The following is a 16,789-nucleotide window of genomic DNA, read 5'->3' on the forward strand; positions in this document are numbered from 1 at the left end:
CGTGATATGATGAACCATGCGCGTCCCTGGTCGGATGGAGCCTAAGTCGCGGTGTATGAAGGTCGTAACTTTCCGCAGTTCTATATTACGGCGTCGTCGCCCTGCCCCTACCTGGTGGGTCAGATGGAGCGCAAGGTCTTCACGCATTTGATCGGCGAGGACGCCTCGCGCCTCAATGATGCCCTTAGCCAGGGTGGGTTCCGGCGCAGTCAGAACATTGCCTATCGCCCGGCCTGCGAGCGCTGTTCGTCCTGCGTCTCCGTCCGCGTAGTCGTCGACGAGTTCAAGCCATCGCGCACCTTTCGCCGGATTTCATCTCTCAACCGCAGCCTCGATATCCGTCAGGTCGAAAGCCGCGCGACCTCAGAGCAATACTCGCTTTTCCGCCGCTACATCGACGACCGCCACGGCGAAGGCGGCATGGCGGAGATGACGGTTCTCGACTATGCCGCCATGGTCGAGGACAGTTTCGTAAACACCCACATAACGGAATATAGGCTCCGGCCGCGGATTCCGCTGGCTCCTCCGGATCCTCAGAAGGGCGAGCTCGTCGCCGCCGCCCTGACCGACCGCCTCGCTGACGGCCTGTCCATGATTTATTCCTTCTATGACAGCGACCATCGCTGGCGTAGCCTCGGCACCTTCATGATCCTCGATCACATCGAACGCGCGCGGAAGCTCGGTCTGCCATATGTTTATCTCGGCTATTGGGTCCCTGGCTCCGACAAGATGGCCTACAAGGCCCGCTTCCTGCCCCAGGAGCGTCTCACCCCGGATGGCTGGCGCCTGGCAGCCTCCTGACCATCCGTTCCTGGGTCTGAGATGCCCTCACCAGAAGGGCACCGACTGATCCCTGAGGAGTCCGAGGGGTTGTATTGAAGAGCTTCGCTCTATGATTTGACCCTTGGCCGTGAAAGCGCTCCTTTTCCAGACTTCGGTCAGTGCTTGCCATCCCGAGCCGCGCTGATTACACACGCCTAAGCGGTACTTTCGCTCCGCTCTTCTCATGCGGATACCATGGCATCCCTCGCCATCCCAATGTTGGATCATCGTCGCGGACTGCTGATCGGAGCGATCGGCGGCCTGATCATGACCTTCGATGCTCCGCTGCTGCGGCTGGCCCAGGTCGAGACCTTCACAGCGGTTTTCTGGCGCGGCCTCTTCGTTTTTATTGGTACTTTGCTGCTCTGGGCTTGGCTGCGTTACATTCAGCGTCGGCCCACGCCGTTGATCAACGGCCGCGACGGCATCGTCATCGCGCTTCTGCACTGCATCGCCAATGTTCTCTTCGTCTCTGCCATGTTCAACACGGCGGTGGCGAATGTGGTCTTTATTCTCGCCCTGAACCCACTGTTTGCGGCCCTGTTTTCCCTGGTGTGGCTGGGGGAGAGAATCACCTTGGCTACTTGGCTTGCCATGATCGCCGCGCTCATCGGCGTATCCATCATCGTTATGGGAGGCATCGAGTCAGGGAGCGTGAAGGGTGATGTTCTGGCCCTGGGCAGCGTCATGATGATCGGCTTCGGCCTGACATATGTCCGCCGCAGTGGCAAGGATCTGAGCCTGGCTCCCGGACCCGGCTCCCTCTTGGCAGCCTTGATCGCTTTGCCATTCGCGGCCACTCTCGCAATCCCTATGGAGAAGATAACCTTCCTGGCTCTGGACGGTTTGCTGGTGATGCCGCTGGCCTCCGCCTTGCTCATCGCCGGCGCCCGCTATCTATCGGCGCCCGAGGTCGCCATGTTCTTCCTGCTCGAGACCGTGCTTGCGCCGGTCTGGATCTGGCTGATGATCGGCGAAGTGCCGACCCTCAATACCATGATCGGCGGCGCCGTCATCCTAGTGAGCCTGATAGCTCACGCAGCCTATCGTCTGAGCCGGCCGCCGCCTCTGCCGCGCTGACGTTCAGCCGAAACGGTTGTTTCTTGGAAAGCCCTTGGGCGGCATCCGTCCGGCTTGCGCCCGGGCACCGATCCATTCCTGCATTTCGCTCACCGTCCAGATCCGACCAGACGTGTCCTTCCAGGTCAGTCCGGCCGCCAACGCGAAGACTTTCACATCCGCCAGCCCACCGTCGCGATAGCTTTGCAGCTTTACCCCGCGGCCGCGGCCCATCTCAGGCATTTCCGTCAACGGAAAGACGAGCAGCTTTCGGTTTTCGCCGATGACGGCCACATGATCGGCGCCTTCGCTGACGAAGCTGCACGCCTGTGCCTCCACCGGGGCGGAGACATTGAGCACCTGCTTGCCCTTGCGGGTGTTGGCGAGGACGTCGTCCTCCGGCACCAGAAAGCCGCGCCCGTCGGAGGCAGCCACCAGCAGCTTGCGGCCCGCGCGATGCACGAACAGCGCGACCACGTCGTCCACCGTGTCCATGTCGCAGATGAGCCGCAAGGGTTCGCCATGGCCGCGCCCGCCGGGCAGCTTGTCGGCGCCCAGCGTGAAGAACTTGCCCGACAGCGAGAAGGCCAGAAGCTTGTCCGTGGTCTCTGCGTGGAACATGAACTTGGCTTTGTCGCCTTCCTTGAAGGTGAGCGCCGAGGCATCTCCCAGATGGCCCTTCAGCGCCCGGATCCAGCCCTTCTCCGAGAGGACTACGGTGATCGGCTCCCGCTCGATCATGGCCTGGTCGAGATCCACATCCACGGTCGGCGCATTGGCGAACTGGGTCCGTCGGCGCCCAAGCGCCGTCTTGTTGCTGAACTTCGTACGGACTTCGCGGATCTCGTCCGAGATCTTGCTCCACTGCTTTTCATCAGAGGCGAGCAGCGCATCGAGCCCCGCCTGTTCATCCGAGAGCTCGGCATATTCGCGCCGGATCTCCATCTCCTCGAGCTTGCGCAGCGAGCGCAGCCGCATGTTGAGGATCGCCTCCGCTTGGTTGTCGGTCAGGCTGAAGGTGCGCATGAGCTCGGCCTTCGGCTCGTCCTCCTCGCGGATGATGCGGATCACCTCATCCAGGTTGAGATAGGCCACGAGATAGCCCGCCAGCATCTCGAGTCGCTTGGCGATTTGTTCCAACCGGTAGTTCGAGCGCCGGACCAGAACCTCTTTGCGATGGGCCAGCCAGTGCCTCAGCACGTCCGGCAGCGAGAGGACCTTCGGCACCCGACCGGCGGTCAGCACGTTCATGTTGAGCGAGATCCGCGCTTCGAGTTCCGTCAGCCGGAACATCTGCTCCATGAGCACGGTCGCATCCACCGATCGTGCCCTCGGCTCCAGCACCAGACGCACGTCTTCCGCCGATTCGTCGCGCACATCTACCAGCAACGGCAATTTGCGGGCATTGATGAGTTCTGCGATCTTCTCGACCAGCCTGCCCTTTTGCACCTGATAAGGCATCTCGGTGATGACGATCTGCCAGGTGCCGTGCTTGAGCTCCTCGATCTCCCATTTCGCCCGCACGCGGAAGCTACCGCGTCCGGTGACATAGGCCTGTTTGATCAGGGCCGGATCATCGACGATGATGCCGCCGGTTGGAAAGTCTGGTCCGGGCACCATCTCCACGATCTTCTCGATCGGCGCGGTTGGATGCTTGATTAGGTAAAGCGCCGCGTCACACAGCTCATGAGCGTTATGCGGCGGGATCGATGTCGCCATGCCCACGGCGATTCCGGAAGATCCATTGGCGAGCAGATTAGGGAATGCCCCCGGCAGTACGATCGGTTCGCTGTCTTCCCCGTCATAGGTGTCGCGGAAGTCGACGGTATCCTCATCCAGCCCGTCGAGCAGCGCCTGAGCGACCTCGGTGAGCCGGGCTTCGGTATAGCGCATGGCCGCCGGATTATCGCCGTCGATATTGCCGAAGTTTCCCTGCCCATCCACAAGCGGATACCGCACCGCGAAATCCTGGGCGAGGCGCACGAGCGCATCATAGACCGACTGGTCGCCATGGGGATGATAGCGGCCGATGACATCGCCGACGACGCGGGCGCATTTCTTGAACCCCTGCCCCGGGTCGAGTTTGAGCTGGCGCATCGCGAAGAGCAGCCGCCGATGCACAGGCTTAAGCCCGTCACGCACATCCGGCAGCGCCCGGTGCATGATGGTCGACAGCGCATAAGCGAGATAGCGCTCCTCCAGGGCGTCGCGAAGCTGGATCGGCTCCACCCCCTCGGGCGCCGCAGGCGGACTGAGTTCACTCATAGATCACCGGTCGATTGAAGCATTTCCCTTAATAGCAAAATCGATCGTCCGTTGCACCCTGTCAGAGGATGAGCTGACGGCAACTGCCGGGCGGCTGCCCCGTCGCGCTGGATCTATTCGGCTGGAGCCCCAACTTGACAGGAATGAGCACCGTTTACGTGTTCGGACTACACCCTTACATTCGATGCACGACCACTTGGCAGATGGGTTTCTTCCCCCAGCTCGCATTGACCGCCCGGCGCACGCTCTGGCTTACAATTTGCTCGATGGAGCTGTTGGCTTGTTTGCCGCGGCCGCGCGGCCGAGCATCGAGACCATCATCGATGGCATCCAGCACGATGTCCTCCATGGCCTCGCCATCCTGATCCACCACCGGCACCCCTTCCATGGCGATCTTGGCCTCCCCGACGAGCTTGCCCTTCTCGTTGAGCAGCAGTGAGATCATGATGACCCCGGCGAAGGACAGCTTGCGTCGTGCCTTGAGAGAATTGGCATCCGCCGGCACCAGGATCGTGCCATCGAGATGGATGCGACCGCTCTGCACCCGCCCCAGCAGCCGCGGCTCCGGCGCAAGCCGCATCATCTGCCCGTTCTCGACCACCTCGGCCTGCGGGACTCCGCGTGAGAGGGCAAACAGCTTGTGCTCTAACAGATGCCGCATCTCGCCATGCATGGGGATAACCATCTTGGGTTTCAGCCAGGAATACATGATGTCGAGCTCGCCGCGCCTGGGATGGCCGGTCACATGCACCAGCGCTTCCTCGCCGGTGATGACTTGAACGCCGCGCGCCGCCAGATTGTTCTCGATGGAGATCACCGCCTTCTCGTTGCCTGGGATCGTTTTGGAGGAGAAGATCACGAGATCTCCGGCCTCCAGCGAGATCGTCGGATGAATGTCTTCCGCGATCCGCGCCATGGCTGCACGCGGCTCCCCTTGGCTGCCGGTACACAGGCAGACGACCCTTTCCGGCGGCAGGTAACCGAAACTCTCGTCATTGACCACCTTCGGCAGGTCCTTGAGATAGCCCGCCTCCCGCGCCGCCGTGATTGTCGTATGCATGGCCCGTCCCGCCACGACGAGTTGTCGTCCCGCAGCCTCTGCAGCCTTTGCCACCGTCTCCAGCCGTCCCACATGCGACGCGAATGTCGTCACGGCGACTCGCCGCTCCGCCGCCATGATCAGGCGCGTCAGGCTCTCCGACACCTCCTGCTCGGTCGGCGAAATCCCTTCGCGAAGCGCATTGGTGCTGTCGCAGATGAGGACGTCGCAGCCTTCCTCGCCGATCTCCCTGAACCTGGCTTCGTCGATACGCGCACCAAACATGGGCGCGTCATCGATCTTCCAGTCGCCGGAATGGACGATGAGGCCCAGAGGTGTGCGGATCACAACGGCATTGGGTTCTGGAATCGAATGATTGACCGTCACCAGCTCCACATCGAAGGGGCCGACCGTAAACCGTCCGCTCAACGGCACGACTTTCAGGTCCACATGTTCGAGGATGCGGCGCTCATGCAGCTTGGCTCGCAGCAGGGAGGCGGTGAAGGGTGTGGTATAGACCGGCACTTTCAGGTCTGGCCACAGATAGCCGACGGCGCCGAAATGATCTTCATGACCATGGGTCAGCACGATGCCTTTGAGCCGGTTCCCCAGCCCTGCCGCAAACGAGATGTCCGGCAGCACGACATCGATCCCTGGCTCGTGATCCTCTCCGAATTTGACCCCCAGATCGACCATGATCCAGTCGCGGTCATCTTCGGGCCCGTAACCGTAAAGATACACGTTCATGCCGATTTCGCCTGCTCCGCCCAGCGGCAGAAAGACAAAATCGCTGTCTCCGTGCGATCGGCTTCCCCGACCTTTTTTCATCCATTCGTCCCTTGTCGATCCCCGAGCGCCATCACTAGCTGAAGAAGACGTCTCCCGCCAGAACCCTCCGCGTCGCCCCGCCTCGCATCTGCAGCAATAACGCCCCCTCATCGTCGAGATCAGCGAAGATCCCTTCGATCTGCTCGCCCTGCATCCTCACCAGAAGAGGGCCTCCCAAACCTTGCGCCCGTGACAGCCAGGCCCGCCTTATGCCGGCAAAACCCTCGGGCCCCGACCAGACCATGTGCCATCGGTCGAACGCCTGGGCGAGATGCTCCAGGAAAGCGAGCGGCCCATCTTCGGCACCATGTTCAGCCAAGCAGGTTGTCTTGTATGGCAGGTCCCCAGGAGGCTTGCGCGTCAGATTGACCCCGATACCGATGACCAAGCCGGCCTCAGCAAAATGGGGCCGGGGCGCCGCCTCTAGCAAGATTCCCGAAGTCTTGGCGCCATCAATCAGCAAATCATTGGGCCATTTGAGCCGCATCAGGCTCCGACGGGTCTCGGAGACGCAGGCCGAGGCGGCATCGAACAGAGCAAGGGCAGCCACGAAGCTCAAATTGGCGCTGCGGGCTGGCGCGCTTCGGTCGGTCAGCAGCAGGCTTCCGTAAAAATTGCCGCTTTCCGACGTCCAAGGCCGTCCCTGACGACCGCGTCCGGCACTTTGCCGTTGTGCCACGATCCATAACGGGCCGACTTCGCCCGAAGCTGCCTGGCGAATGGCCTCGGCATTGGTCGAATCGACTTCATCGAACTGCGCGAGCCGGTGTCCGAAAGGGAGGGAAATTCGCTGCATCTCGATAGCGCCTCATAGTTCAACGTCACTTTGGGCGCACTGCAGCATGCGTCCGTACCGATCCAACCCAACCCAGGATCTCCAGCCACAAGGATCCAGCGCTCCGTCGATGTGTTCGAGGGCCCTGGCGCGAGCAAAGGCGCAGTTCTCGTCGCCGCCACTTCTCGCGGGCCCCTATATGCGGACGAAGAACCCGATCTTAGAACAACGAGGCGGCGGCAGCTTGGGCGGCCGTGAGCACCGGTCGTGCGAAGACCACAAAGGCCAGGATCACGAAGGCCGACACGCCCAACACGACCCGGATCTCCGTAGGCGCCGGAACGAAGCGATCGGCTGGTTCGTCGAAATACATGATCTTGACGATGCGCAGATAGTAGTAGGCGCCCACTACCGACGTAACGACGCCGATGATGGCCAGCGTCACGAGACCCGCCTTGATCGCCGCCGAGAAGACGAAGAACTTCGCAAAGAACCCCGCCAGCGGCGGAATGCCTGCCATGGAAAACATCATCACCGCCATGACGAAGGCGAGCGGCTTGTTGTTGCGGGACAATCCCGCGAGATCGGCGATGGTCTCGACCGCCCCTTCCCCGCGCCGCATGGCCATGATCACGGCGAAGGAGCCGAGCGTCATGAACATGTAGATGGTCATGTAGATGATGAGGCCGCGGACGCCCTCGGGGCTGCCGGCGGCAAGCCCGATCATTGCGTAGCCCATGTTCGCGATGGAGGAATAGGCCATCAGCCGTTTGATGTTTGTCTGCCCGATCGCGGCGAAGGAACCTAGGGCCATGGAGGCGATCGAGAGAAACACGACGATCTGCTGCCAATCGGCGGCGATCGTGGGAAACGGTACGATCATCGCGCGCACGAAGACGGCGGCCGCCGCCACCTTGGGCGCAGAGGCGAAGAAGGCGGTGACCGGGGTCGGCGCACCCTCATAGACATCCGGGGTCCACATGTGGAACGGCACCAGCGACGTCTTGAAGGCAAAGCCGGTGATCAGGAACGACAGGCCGATGAGCAGCCCGATCCCCGCCTCGCCCGACCCAAGTGCCAACCGAATACCGTCGAAGGAGACGGTGCCGGTGAAACCATAGATCAGCGAGCTTCCATAGAGCAGCATGCCCGACGACAAGGCGCCCAGGACAAAATATTTGAGCCCTGCTTCCGAGGAGCGCGCTGAGTCCCGGTTGATGGCGGCCACCACATAAAGCGACAGGCTCATCATCTCGAGCCCGAGATAGACGGCAATCAGATCGTTCGCCGAGATCAGCACGAGCATGCCCAGCGTCGCCAGACAGATCAGCACCGGGAACTCGAAGCGCATCATGTGCTCGGACTTCAGGAACTGAACCGACAGCAGGATCACGGCGGCCGAGGCGAAGACCGCGAGGATCTTCATGAACCGGCCGAAACTGTCGATCATGAGGCTGCCGCCGAATGCGACGTGCCGGCCCCCGTCATGGTCGAGCAGGATGAGCAAGGCGACGATCGCCAGCAGCACGATGGCCAGCGACGAGATCAGCTCGACCGGATCGCCCTTGCGGAACACGCCGATCATGAGCAGCGCCATGGCACCCACCGCCAGCACGATCTCCGGCAGGATGGCGAGTATGTCCGCGGTTGCGATTGCGTGCACCATGAGGCTCCGTCAGTTGGCGGTCGCGACCGCGGCCTGCTTCAGCACGTCGAGCGAGGCCTGGTAATTGGTGATGAGGTGATCAACCGAGACGTGGAACACATCCATGATTGGCGTCGGATAGATCCCGAACAGAATGGTCAGCACGATGAGCGGAGCGAGGATTGTCACTTCCCGCCAATTCATGTCCTTGATCGTTTTGAGGCTTTCCTTCTCCAGCGGACCGAACACCACCCGCCGGTAGAGATAAAGGGCATAAGGTGCCGACAGGATCAGGCCGAAACAGGCGAAGAACGCAACCCAGGTATTGACCCGGAACGCACCGTTGAGCGTGAGGAATTCGCCGACGAAGCCGCTGGTACCCGGCAGGCCCACATTGGCCATGGTGAAGACCATGAAAGTGAAGGCGTAGATCGGCATGCGCTTGACCAGCCCGCCATAGGCGGCAATGTCACGCGTGTGCATCCGCTCGTAGACGACGCCGACACAGAGAAACAATGCGCCCGAGACGATGCCGTGGCTGACCATCTGGAACAGCCCGCCCTCCAGGCCCTGATGGGTGAGCGTGAACAGCCCCATTGTCACGAAGCCCATATGCGCAACGGAAGAATAGGCGATCAGCTTCTTCATATCCGTCTGCACCAACGCCACCAGCGAGGTGTAGATGATCGCCACAACCGATAGCGTGAAGACGAAGGGTGCGAAATAGTCGGAGGCCGCCGGGAACATCGGGATGGAGAACCGCAGGAACCCGTAGCCTCCCATCTTCAGCATGATCGCAGCCAGGATGACCGAGCCGGCGGTCGGCGCCTCCACATGGGCGTCGGGCAGCCAAGTGTGCACCGGCCACATGGGCATCTTCACCGCGAAGGAGGAGAAGAAGGCAAGCCACAGCCAGGTTTGCAGCTGGGGTGAGAAGCTGTAGCGGAGCAGCGTCGGGATGTCGGTCGTCCCCGACTGCCAGAACATGGCGAGGATCGCCAGCAGCATCAGCACCGAGCCCAGCAGGGTATACAGGAAGAATTTGAAGCTCGCATAGACGCGCCGCGGTCCGCCCCAGATGCCGATGATCAGGAACATCGGGATGAGGCCGGCCTCGAAGAACAAATAGAACAGCACGATGTCGAGCGCACAGAAGACGCCGATCATCATCGTTTCGAGCAGCAGGAAGGCGATCATGTACTCCTTGACGCGCACCTTCACGCCCCAGCTTGCAATGATGCAGGCCGGCATGAGGAAGGTGGTCAGGATCACGAACAGCATCGAAATGCCGTCGACGCCCATGTGGTAACTGATGGTGCCGCCCAGCCAGGCGGCCTTCTCCACGAACTGGAAGTCCGGCGTCGAATAGTCGAAATTGATCCAGATCAGCAGCGACAGGAGGAAGGTGATGATCGTCGTCCACAGCGCCACATAGCGCGCCGAGCGCTCTGCATGCGCGTCGTCCCCCCTGATGACCAGGATGAACAGCGCTCCGACCAGGGGCAGGAACGTGATGACCGAAAGGATATGCGGGATGTCCATGTGTCCTCAGGCTCCCGCATACATCAGCCAAGTGACCAGGGCGGCGATCCCGATCAGCATGGCGAAGGCGTAGTGATAGAGATAGCCGGTCTGCAGCCGCACCGCGCCGCGGGTAACATCGAGCACCCTGGCCGAGATTCCGTCTGGTCCAAGCCCGTCGATGAGGCGGCCGTCACCCTGCTTCCACAGCAGCTTGCCGAGGCCGAACGCGCCGCGCACGAAGATGAAATGGTAGATCTCGTCGAAATACCACTTGTTGAGCAGGAACTGGTAGACGGGCCAATTCCGCTCGGCCAAGCGCTTCGGCGTCTCGGGGCTCAAGATATAGAAATAGAATGCGACGAAGAAGCCGAGCGCCATGAACAGCGAAGGCGAGATCACGATCCAGAACGGCAGGTGATGCATGACTTCGAGCAGCTCGCTTTCGCGGGTGATCGCGATCGCTTGGCCCCAGAACGCGGCATGTTCGGCGCCCGTGAAATAGGGCGCGAGGACATAACCCGCGCCCAGCGCGCCAACCGCCAGGACATAGCAGGGGATCACCATCACATTGGGTGACTCATGGACGTGATGCAGGACATCCTTGGACACCCGGCTCCGTCCGTGGAACGTCATGAACATGACGCGCCAGGCATAGAAGGCGGTCAGTGCCGCCGAGATGTCGGTCAAGATGAAGGCATACAGGCCGATGCCGGTGCCCGCGGAATAGGTCGCCTCGATGATGGCGTCCTTCGAATAATAACCGGCGGTGATCACCGGAAACCCGGTCAAGGCTAGGGTGCCGATCAGCATCAGCGCCCAGGTGATCTTCATGTGCGGAAACAGCCCGCCCATCTTTCGCATGTCCTGCTCTCCGCCCATCCCGTGGATCACCGATCCGGACCCCAGGAACAGCAGCGCCTTGAAGAAGGCATGCGTCGTCAGATGGAAGACGGCGATGCCGAAGGCACCGACCCCGAGGGCTGCGAACATGTAGCCAAGCTGTGAGCAGGTCGAATAGGCGATCACCCGCTTGATGTCGTTCTGGACGAGGCCGATGGTGGCGGCGAAGAAGCATGTCGTGGCGCCGATCAAGGCGACGAACCACATGGCGTTTGGCGCTAGTTCGAACACCGGCGACATCCGCGCCACGAGGAAGACACCGGCCGTCACCATGGTCGCGGCATGGATCAACGCCGACACGGGTGTCGGTCCTTCCATGGCGTCCGGCAGCCAGGTATGCAGCAGGAACTGTGCTGACTTTCCCATGGCGCCCATGAACAGCAGCAGCGCGATGACCGTGAGAATGTCGAGATTCATCCCCAGGAACTCGAACGTCTTGCCGACCTGATCCGGGGCCGACGCGAAGATTGTGTCGAATTCGATCGAACCGAAGATGTGGTAGGTCGCGAAGATCCCGAGCGCGAAGCCGAAATCGCCGACCCGGTTGACCACGAAGGCCTTAATGGCCGCAGCGTTCGCGCTGTCTTTCTCGTACCAGAAGCCGATCAGCAGATAGGAGGCGAGCCCGACCCCTTCCCAGCCGAAGAACAGCTGCAGAAGATTGTCGGAGGTCACCAGCATCAGCATGGCGAAGGTGAAGAATGACAGATAGGAGAAGAACCGGATCGGATAGGGGTCATGCGCCATGTAACCGATCGAATAGACATGCACGACCGACGATACCGTCGTTACCACGCACAGCATGACCACGGTGAGCGTGTCGACCCGAATCGCCCAATCGGCCTGCAGCGAGCCGGACTGGACCCACGGGAGCAGCGTATATTTGACGGTCTCATGGTCCAGCGCGATTTGCGAGAACGCGATCCATGACAGTATGGCGCAGACGATGAGCAGGCCGGAGGTGATCACCTCCGTGGCGCGTACACCGATGAAGCGGCCGAAAAAACCGGCGATAATCGCGCCGAGGAGCGGCAGGAAGACGATCAGCGAATACATGTCCCTGCCTCAGCCTTTCATCAGGTTGATGTCTTCGACATCGATCGACCCGCGATTGCGGAAGTGTACGACCAGGATCGCCAGCCCGATCGCGGCCTCGGCGGCGGCGACCGTCAGCACGAACAGGGCGAAGACCTGCCCCACCAGATCGCCGAGAAATGATGAGAACGCCACCAGATTGATGTTCACAGCCAGAAGCATGAGTTCGATCGACATCAGGATGATGATGACGTTCTTGCGGTTGAGGAAGATGCCGAAGATGCCGATCGTGAACAGGATCGCTGCGACGATGAGGTAATGCGTGAGGGTGATCTCCATGGGCTTAGATCCCCTGCCCCGGTTTGACTTTACGGATTTCGATGGCTGTGGCCGGATTCCGTGCGATCTGCACGGCCGCTGACTGGCGTTTGACGTTCACCCGGTGCTGCAGCGTGAGCACGATGGCACCGATCATGGCGATCAGCAGCACGATACCGGAGGCCTGGAAGAAGAAGGCGTAGCGCGTATAGATGAGCTGTCCGAGCGCTTTCGTATTCGTCATCTGCGCCAGGGCCGGCGTGGGCGAAGCCGAGACTTGGGCTGCGTCCGGGGCCAGCGTCCAGCTGCCCACGACCAGCACCAGTTCCACCAGCAAGATAAGTCCGATCAGCGCTCCGATCGGCAGATATTGCAGCATACCTTGCCGCAGTCGGCCGAAATCGATGTCGAGCATCATGACCACAAACAGGAAGAGTACCGCGACCGCGCCCACATAGACGATGACCAGGGCCATGGCCAAGAACTCGGCGCCGAGCAGCATGAACAAGCCGGCCGCGTTGAAGAAGGTCAAGATCAGGAACAACACGGAATGCACCGGATTCCGGGCGGCGATCACCATAACGCCCGAGGCGACTGCCACGGCAGAAAATAGATAGAAGAACAGCGCCGCTACGGCCATTGTCTTATGTCCCGCTCTCTCTCGTCCCGCGCAGCACTTAACGGTAAGGCGCATCCAGTGCAATGTTCCGCGCGAGCTCCCGCTCCCAACGATCCCCGTTCGAAAGCAGCTTCTCTTTCGTATAAAGCAACTCTTCGCGAGTCTCGGTGGCGAATTCGTAGTTCGGCCCCTCGACGATCGCATCCACCGGGCAGGCCTCTTGGCAGAAGCCGCAATAGATGCACTTCACCATGTCGATGTCGTAGCGCGTCGTGCGCCGTGTGCCGTCGTTGCGCCGCGGCCCGGCTTCGATGGTGATGGCCTGCGCCGGACAGATGGCCTCGCAGAGCTTGCAGGCGATGCAGCGCTCTTCCCCGTTTGGATAGCGCCGCAAAGCATGCTCGCCGCGAAAGCGTGGCGACAGTCTGCCCTTCTCGAAAGGATAGTTGATCGTCGGCTTCGGCTTGAAGAAATAGCGCATGGCGAGGAAGAACGCCGAAACGAATTCGGTGAGAAAGATCGACCGTGCTGTCTGGCTCAGTGTCATCGTTTCAACTCGATTGTCGCTGGGGCAGGCGCCGAATCAGGCGCGGCTCCCCAGGTAGAACCCTAAGACCGGCAACAGGATGAAGCCGACCACCTTGGCAAGTCCCAGCAGCATGTTGGGGTCGATCCCCTGCTGCTGTGTCATCTTCGCTTTCTCGTAGCGCCACCTGAGGCGCGGATAGACCAGACGGTTGACCGCCGCAAACTCGAAAAGCCCGATCCACAGAAACAGGAACGCAAACAGGAAGCTGTAGACCGTGACGTTCATGCGGGTGCCCAGCCGAAGGTCACCAACACCCCCGCGACGAGCACCACGTAAAACAGGGAGAACGGCAGGAACACCTTCCAACCCAACCGCATCAGCTGGTCGTAGCGATAGCGCGGCACTATGGCCTTCACCATGGCGAACAGGAAGAAGAAGAAGCACACCTTGAGCGTGAACCAGATCACCCCCGGCACCCAGGTAAAGGGCACGAAATCGAAGGGTGGCAGCCATCCGCCAAGGAACATGATTGTCATCAGCGCGCACATCATGACCATGGCGACATACTCGCCGAGCATATAGAGCAGGAACGGCGTCGAGGAATATTCAACCATATAGCCTGCCACCAGCTCCGACTCCGCCTCAGGCAGGTCGAAGGGCGGCCGGTTTGTCTCCGCCAGTGCCGAGATGAAGAACACCACGAACATCGGGAACAGCGGAATCCAATACCAGTTCAGGATGCTGAGCCAGGGGACCCCCAGGGCGGTCGCGATGCCGACCTGCTGCGAGCGCACGATCTCTGTCAGGTTCAGGGAGCCGGCGCAGAGCAGCACGGTGACGATGACAAAGCCGATCGACACTTCATAGGAGACCATCTGCGCCGCCGAGCGCAAGGCCCCGAGAAACGGATATTTCGAGTTGGACGACCAGCCGCCCATGATCACGCCATAGACCCCCAGCGAGGAGATGGCGAAGATGAACAGCACACCCACATTGATGTCGGCGATCGCCCAGCCATCGGCCAGGGGCACCACCGCCCAGGCCGACAGGGCCAGCACGCAGGTCACGAGAGGCGCGAGTAAGAACACGCCCTTATTCGCCCCGGCTGGGATCACCACCTCCTTGAACACGAATTTAAGGAGGTCGGCAAAGGACTGCAGCAATCCCCAGGGACCCACGACGTTGGGTCCTTTGCGCAGTTGCACGGCTGCCCAGATCTTGCGGTCGGCATAGAGCAGATAGGCGATGAAGACGAGCAGGCAGATCAGCAAGGCCAGGCTCTGGATCACGATGATCCCGACCGGGAGCCCATAGGTGTAGAGGAAATCGCTCATCGTCTATTCCGCCGCGTCGAGCTTGACAGCACCAACCCTGAGGGCGCTGCATTCCGCCATGACCTTCGAGGCCCTCGCAATCGGGTTCGTCAAATAGAAGTCCTTGATCCGATTGACGAGGGGAGCCTTGTCCAACGCTCCCCCGGCGGCGATCACATCGTCCAATCCCGCAGGATCGGCGGCTGTGACCCGACCGTCTTCGGCCAGATAGGGCGCGATTTCGAACAGTCGGGCGCGCAGCTGGTTGAGATTGTCATAGGCGAGCGTCTGCCCCAGCACCGCCGAAAGCGCGCGTAGAATGGACCAATCCTCGCGCGCGTCGCCGGGCGGGAAAGCTGCACGTTCCGCTCTTTGCGGCCGTCCCTCGAGATTGACGTAAGTGCCCGATTTCTCTGTATAGGCTGCTCCCGGCAGGATGACATCCGCCCGGTGCGCGCCATTATCTCCATGGGTGCCGATATAGACAACGAAGGCCTGACCGAGTTTGTCGGTATCGATCTCGTCCGCCCCCAGCAGGAACAGCACGTCCAGCGCGCCTGTGTTCGCAGCCTCCAGAATGCCTTGGGTCGGTAAGCCGCCCTCGCCCGGCAGGCACCCCACATCGAGACCGCCCACCCTTGAGGCCGCATCCTGCAAGACGCAGAAGCCGTTCCAGCCTTCGCCGACGGCGCCGACGTCTTTGGCCAGACCCGCAGCCTTGGCCAGGATCGCCATTCCGTCGCGTCGCGTCAGCGCTGAGGCCCCGACAATGATCAGCGGCGCCTTGGCGGCCTTCAGCGTCTCCAGGAAGGAATGCTCCCCACTGCTCAGCGCCGTCAGACTTTCGGGAGCCGCGCCCAAATAGTCATAGTCATAGGTGAGATCGGCCCGCTCTCCGATGACGGCGATCTTGGCCTTGTTCTGCCATGCCTTGCGCAGCCTGGCATTGAGCACCGGCGCCTCGATGCGCGGATTGCTGCCGATGATCAGGATTGCATCCGCCTTGCCTATGCCGGCGACGGTCGCATTGAACAGATAGCTCGCCCGGCCGCCCGTCTCCCCCAGCCGAGACCCGTCCTGTCGGCAATCGACGCTGGCCACGTTGAGCTGCGTCATCAGGTCCTTCAATGCGTAAAGCTCTTCGACGGATGCGAGGTCACCGGCAATGGCGCCGATCCTGTCGGGGCTCGCCGCCGCGACCTTCTCGGCAATCCGCGCGAAGGCCTCTGGCCAGGTTGCCGGCCTCAGCTTGCCATTCTCACGCAGATAGGGCTGGTCGAGCCTTTGCGTTCGGAGCCCGTCCCAGATAAAACGGCTCTTATCAGACATCCACTCTTCGTTGATGTCTTCGTTCAGCCGCGGCATGATTCGCATCACTTCGCGTCCGCGGCAGTCGACGCGGATATTCGTGCCCAGCGCATCCATGACGTCGATGGACTCGATCTTGCGCAGCTCCCACGGCCTGGCCTTGAAGGCATAGGGTCTGGAGGTCAGGGCGCCCACCGGGCAAAGATCGATCACATTCCCCTGCAGTTCGGAGCGCATGGCATGTTCGAGATAGGTGGTGATCTCCATGTCCTCACCACGGCCGATGGCGCCGAGATCTTCGACGCCGGCGACCTCCGATACGAAACGGACGCAGCGCGTGCAATGGATGCACCGGTTCATGATCGTCTTGACCAAGGGGCCGATATACTTGTCCTCGACCGCGCGCTTGTTCTCGTGATAGCGGCTCGAATCCACGCCATAACCCATGGCCTGGTCCTGCAGGTCGCACTCACCGCCCTGATCGCAGATCGGACAGTCCAGCGGATGGTTGATGAGCAGGAACTCCATCACCCCTTCGCGCGCCTTTTTCACCGTCTTGGACTTGGTGAACACCTCCGGTGGCTCGCCATTGGGCCCCGGCCGCAGGTCGTTTACCGATAGCGCGCAGGAGGCCTGCGGCTTCGGCATGCCCTTGACCTCGACCAGGCACATGCGGCAGTTCCCGGCAATTGTCAGCCGGTCATGATAGCAGAAGCGCGGAATCTCGGCGCCCGCGATTTCGCAGGCCTGCAGTACCGTGAGGCCGTTTTCGACTTCGATCTCTTTTGCATCGACGATAAGTTTCGGCAT

At 61.2% G+C, this 16,789-nt stretch carries 14 protein-coding genes; 2 read left to right on the plus strand and 12 right to left on the minus strand.

Going from position 1 to position 16,789, the window contains the following annotated elements:
* Nucleotides 1–51: 51 nt before the first annotated feature.
* On the plus strand, nucleotides 52–801 hold the full coding sequence (locus FKM97_RS07580; protein ID WP_144291808.1) for an arginyltransferase: 750 nt from the start codon (nucleotides 52–54) through the stop codon (nucleotides 799–801).
* A 216-nt stretch (nucleotides 802–1,017) separates the two neighbouring features.
* Nucleotides 1,018–1,902 (plus strand): DMT family transporter, encoded by an 885-nt coding sequence (locus FKM97_RS07585; protein ID WP_144291809.1) that lies wholly within the window; start codon nucleotides 1,018–1,020, stop codon nucleotides 1,900–1,902.
* A gap of 3 nt (nucleotides 1,903–1,905) precedes the next feature.
* Here the strand turns inward: FKM97_RS07585 and parC are convergent, their stop codons facing one another.
* The 12 genes from parC to nuoG all read right to left on the minus strand — a co-directional run bounded on the left by parC (nucleotide 1,906) and on the right by nuoG (nucleotide 16,789).
* The gene (gene parC / locus FKM97_RS07590) at nucleotides 1,906–4,146 is read right to left on the minus strand and encodes a DNA topoisomerase IV subunit A (protein ID WP_144291810.1); all 2,241 of its coding nucleotides are present in this window, start codon (nucleotides 4,144–4,146) and stop codon (nucleotides 1,906–1,908) included.
* Between the two features lie 175 nt (nucleotides 4,147–4,321).
* Nucleotides 4,322–5,932: a ribonuclease J gene (locus FKM97_RS07595; RefSeq protein ID WP_246104986.1), complete on the minus strand. Its 1,611-nt coding sequence runs from the start codon at nucleotides 5,930–5,932 to the stop codon at nucleotides 4,322–4,324.
* 115 nt (nucleotides 5,933–6,047) lie between these two features.
* A complete protein-coding gene (locus tag FKM97_RS07600; protein WP_144291812.1) occupies nucleotides 6,048–6,809 on the minus strand; it encodes a biotin--[acetyl-CoA-carboxylase] ligase in 762 nt (253 codons plus the stop codon).
* Nucleotides 6,810–7,008: 199 nt separating this feature from the next.
* Nucleotides 7,009–8,454 (minus strand): NADH-quinone oxidoreductase subunit NuoN, encoded by a 1,446-nt coding sequence (nuoN, locus tag FKM97_RS07605; protein WP_144291813.1) that lies wholly within the window; start codon nucleotides 8,452–8,454, stop codon nucleotides 7,009–7,011.
* 9 nt (nucleotides 8,455–8,463) lie between these two features.
* Nucleotides 8,464–9,975 carry an NADH-quinone oxidoreductase subunit M gene (locus FKM97_RS07610; protein ID WP_144291814.1) on the minus strand — a complete coding sequence of 504 codons (1,512 nt, stop codon included), beginning with the start codon at nucleotides 9,973–9,975 and terminating at the stop codon, nucleotides 8,464–8,466.
* 6 nt (nucleotides 9,976–9,981) lie between these two features.
* Nucleotides 9,982–11,913 (minus strand): NADH-quinone oxidoreductase subunit L, encoded by a 1,932-nt coding sequence (nuoL, locus tag FKM97_RS07615; protein WP_144291815.1) that lies wholly within the window; start codon nucleotides 11,911–11,913, stop codon nucleotides 9,982–9,984.
* Nucleotides 11,914–11,922: 9 nt separating this feature from the next.
* Nucleotides 11,923–12,231: an NADH-quinone oxidoreductase subunit NuoK gene (gene nuoK, locus FKM97_RS07620; protein ID WP_144291816.1), complete on the minus strand. Its 309-nt coding sequence runs from the start codon at nucleotides 12,229–12,231 to the stop codon at nucleotides 11,923–11,925.
* Between the two features lie 4 nt (nucleotides 12,232–12,235).
* Entirely contained in the window at nucleotides 12,236–12,850 is a 615-nt protein-coding gene (locus FKM97_RS07625) for an NADH-quinone oxidoreductase subunit J (protein ID WP_144291817.1), read from the minus strand.
* Between the two features lie 37 nt (nucleotides 12,851–12,887).
* Nucleotides 12,888–13,376, minus strand: coding sequence for an NADH-quinone oxidoreductase subunit NuoI (gene nuoI / locus FKM97_RS07630; RefSeq protein WP_144291818.1), 489 nt, complete (start codon nucleotides 13,374–13,376; stop codon nucleotides 12,888–12,890).
* Nucleotides 13,377–13,412: 36 nt separating this feature from the next.
* On the minus strand, nucleotides 13,413–13,643 hold the full coding sequence (locus tag FKM97_RS07635) for a hypothetical protein (RefSeq protein ID WP_144291819.1): 231 nt from the start codon (nucleotides 13,641–13,643) through the stop codon (nucleotides 13,413–13,415).
* A complete protein-coding gene (gene nuoH / locus FKM97_RS07640) occupies nucleotides 13,640–14,692 on the minus strand; it encodes an NADH-quinone oxidoreductase subunit NuoH (RefSeq protein WP_144291820.1) in 1,053 nt (350 codons plus the stop codon). Before nuoH ends, FKM97_RS07635 begins: the two co-directional genes overlap by 4 nt.
* Nucleotides 14,693–14,695: 3 nt before the next feature.
* Entirely contained in the window at nucleotides 14,696–16,789 is a 2,094-nt protein-coding gene (nuoG, locus tag FKM97_RS07645) for an NADH-quinone oxidoreductase subunit NuoG (protein WP_144291821.1), read from the minus strand.

Origin of the sequence: Rhodoligotrophos appendicifer (genome assembly GCF_007474605.1) — a bacterium.
GTDB classification, from domain to species: Bacteria; Pseudomonadota; Alphaproteobacteria; order Rhizobiales; family Im1; genus Rhodoligotrophos; species Rhodoligotrophos appendicifer.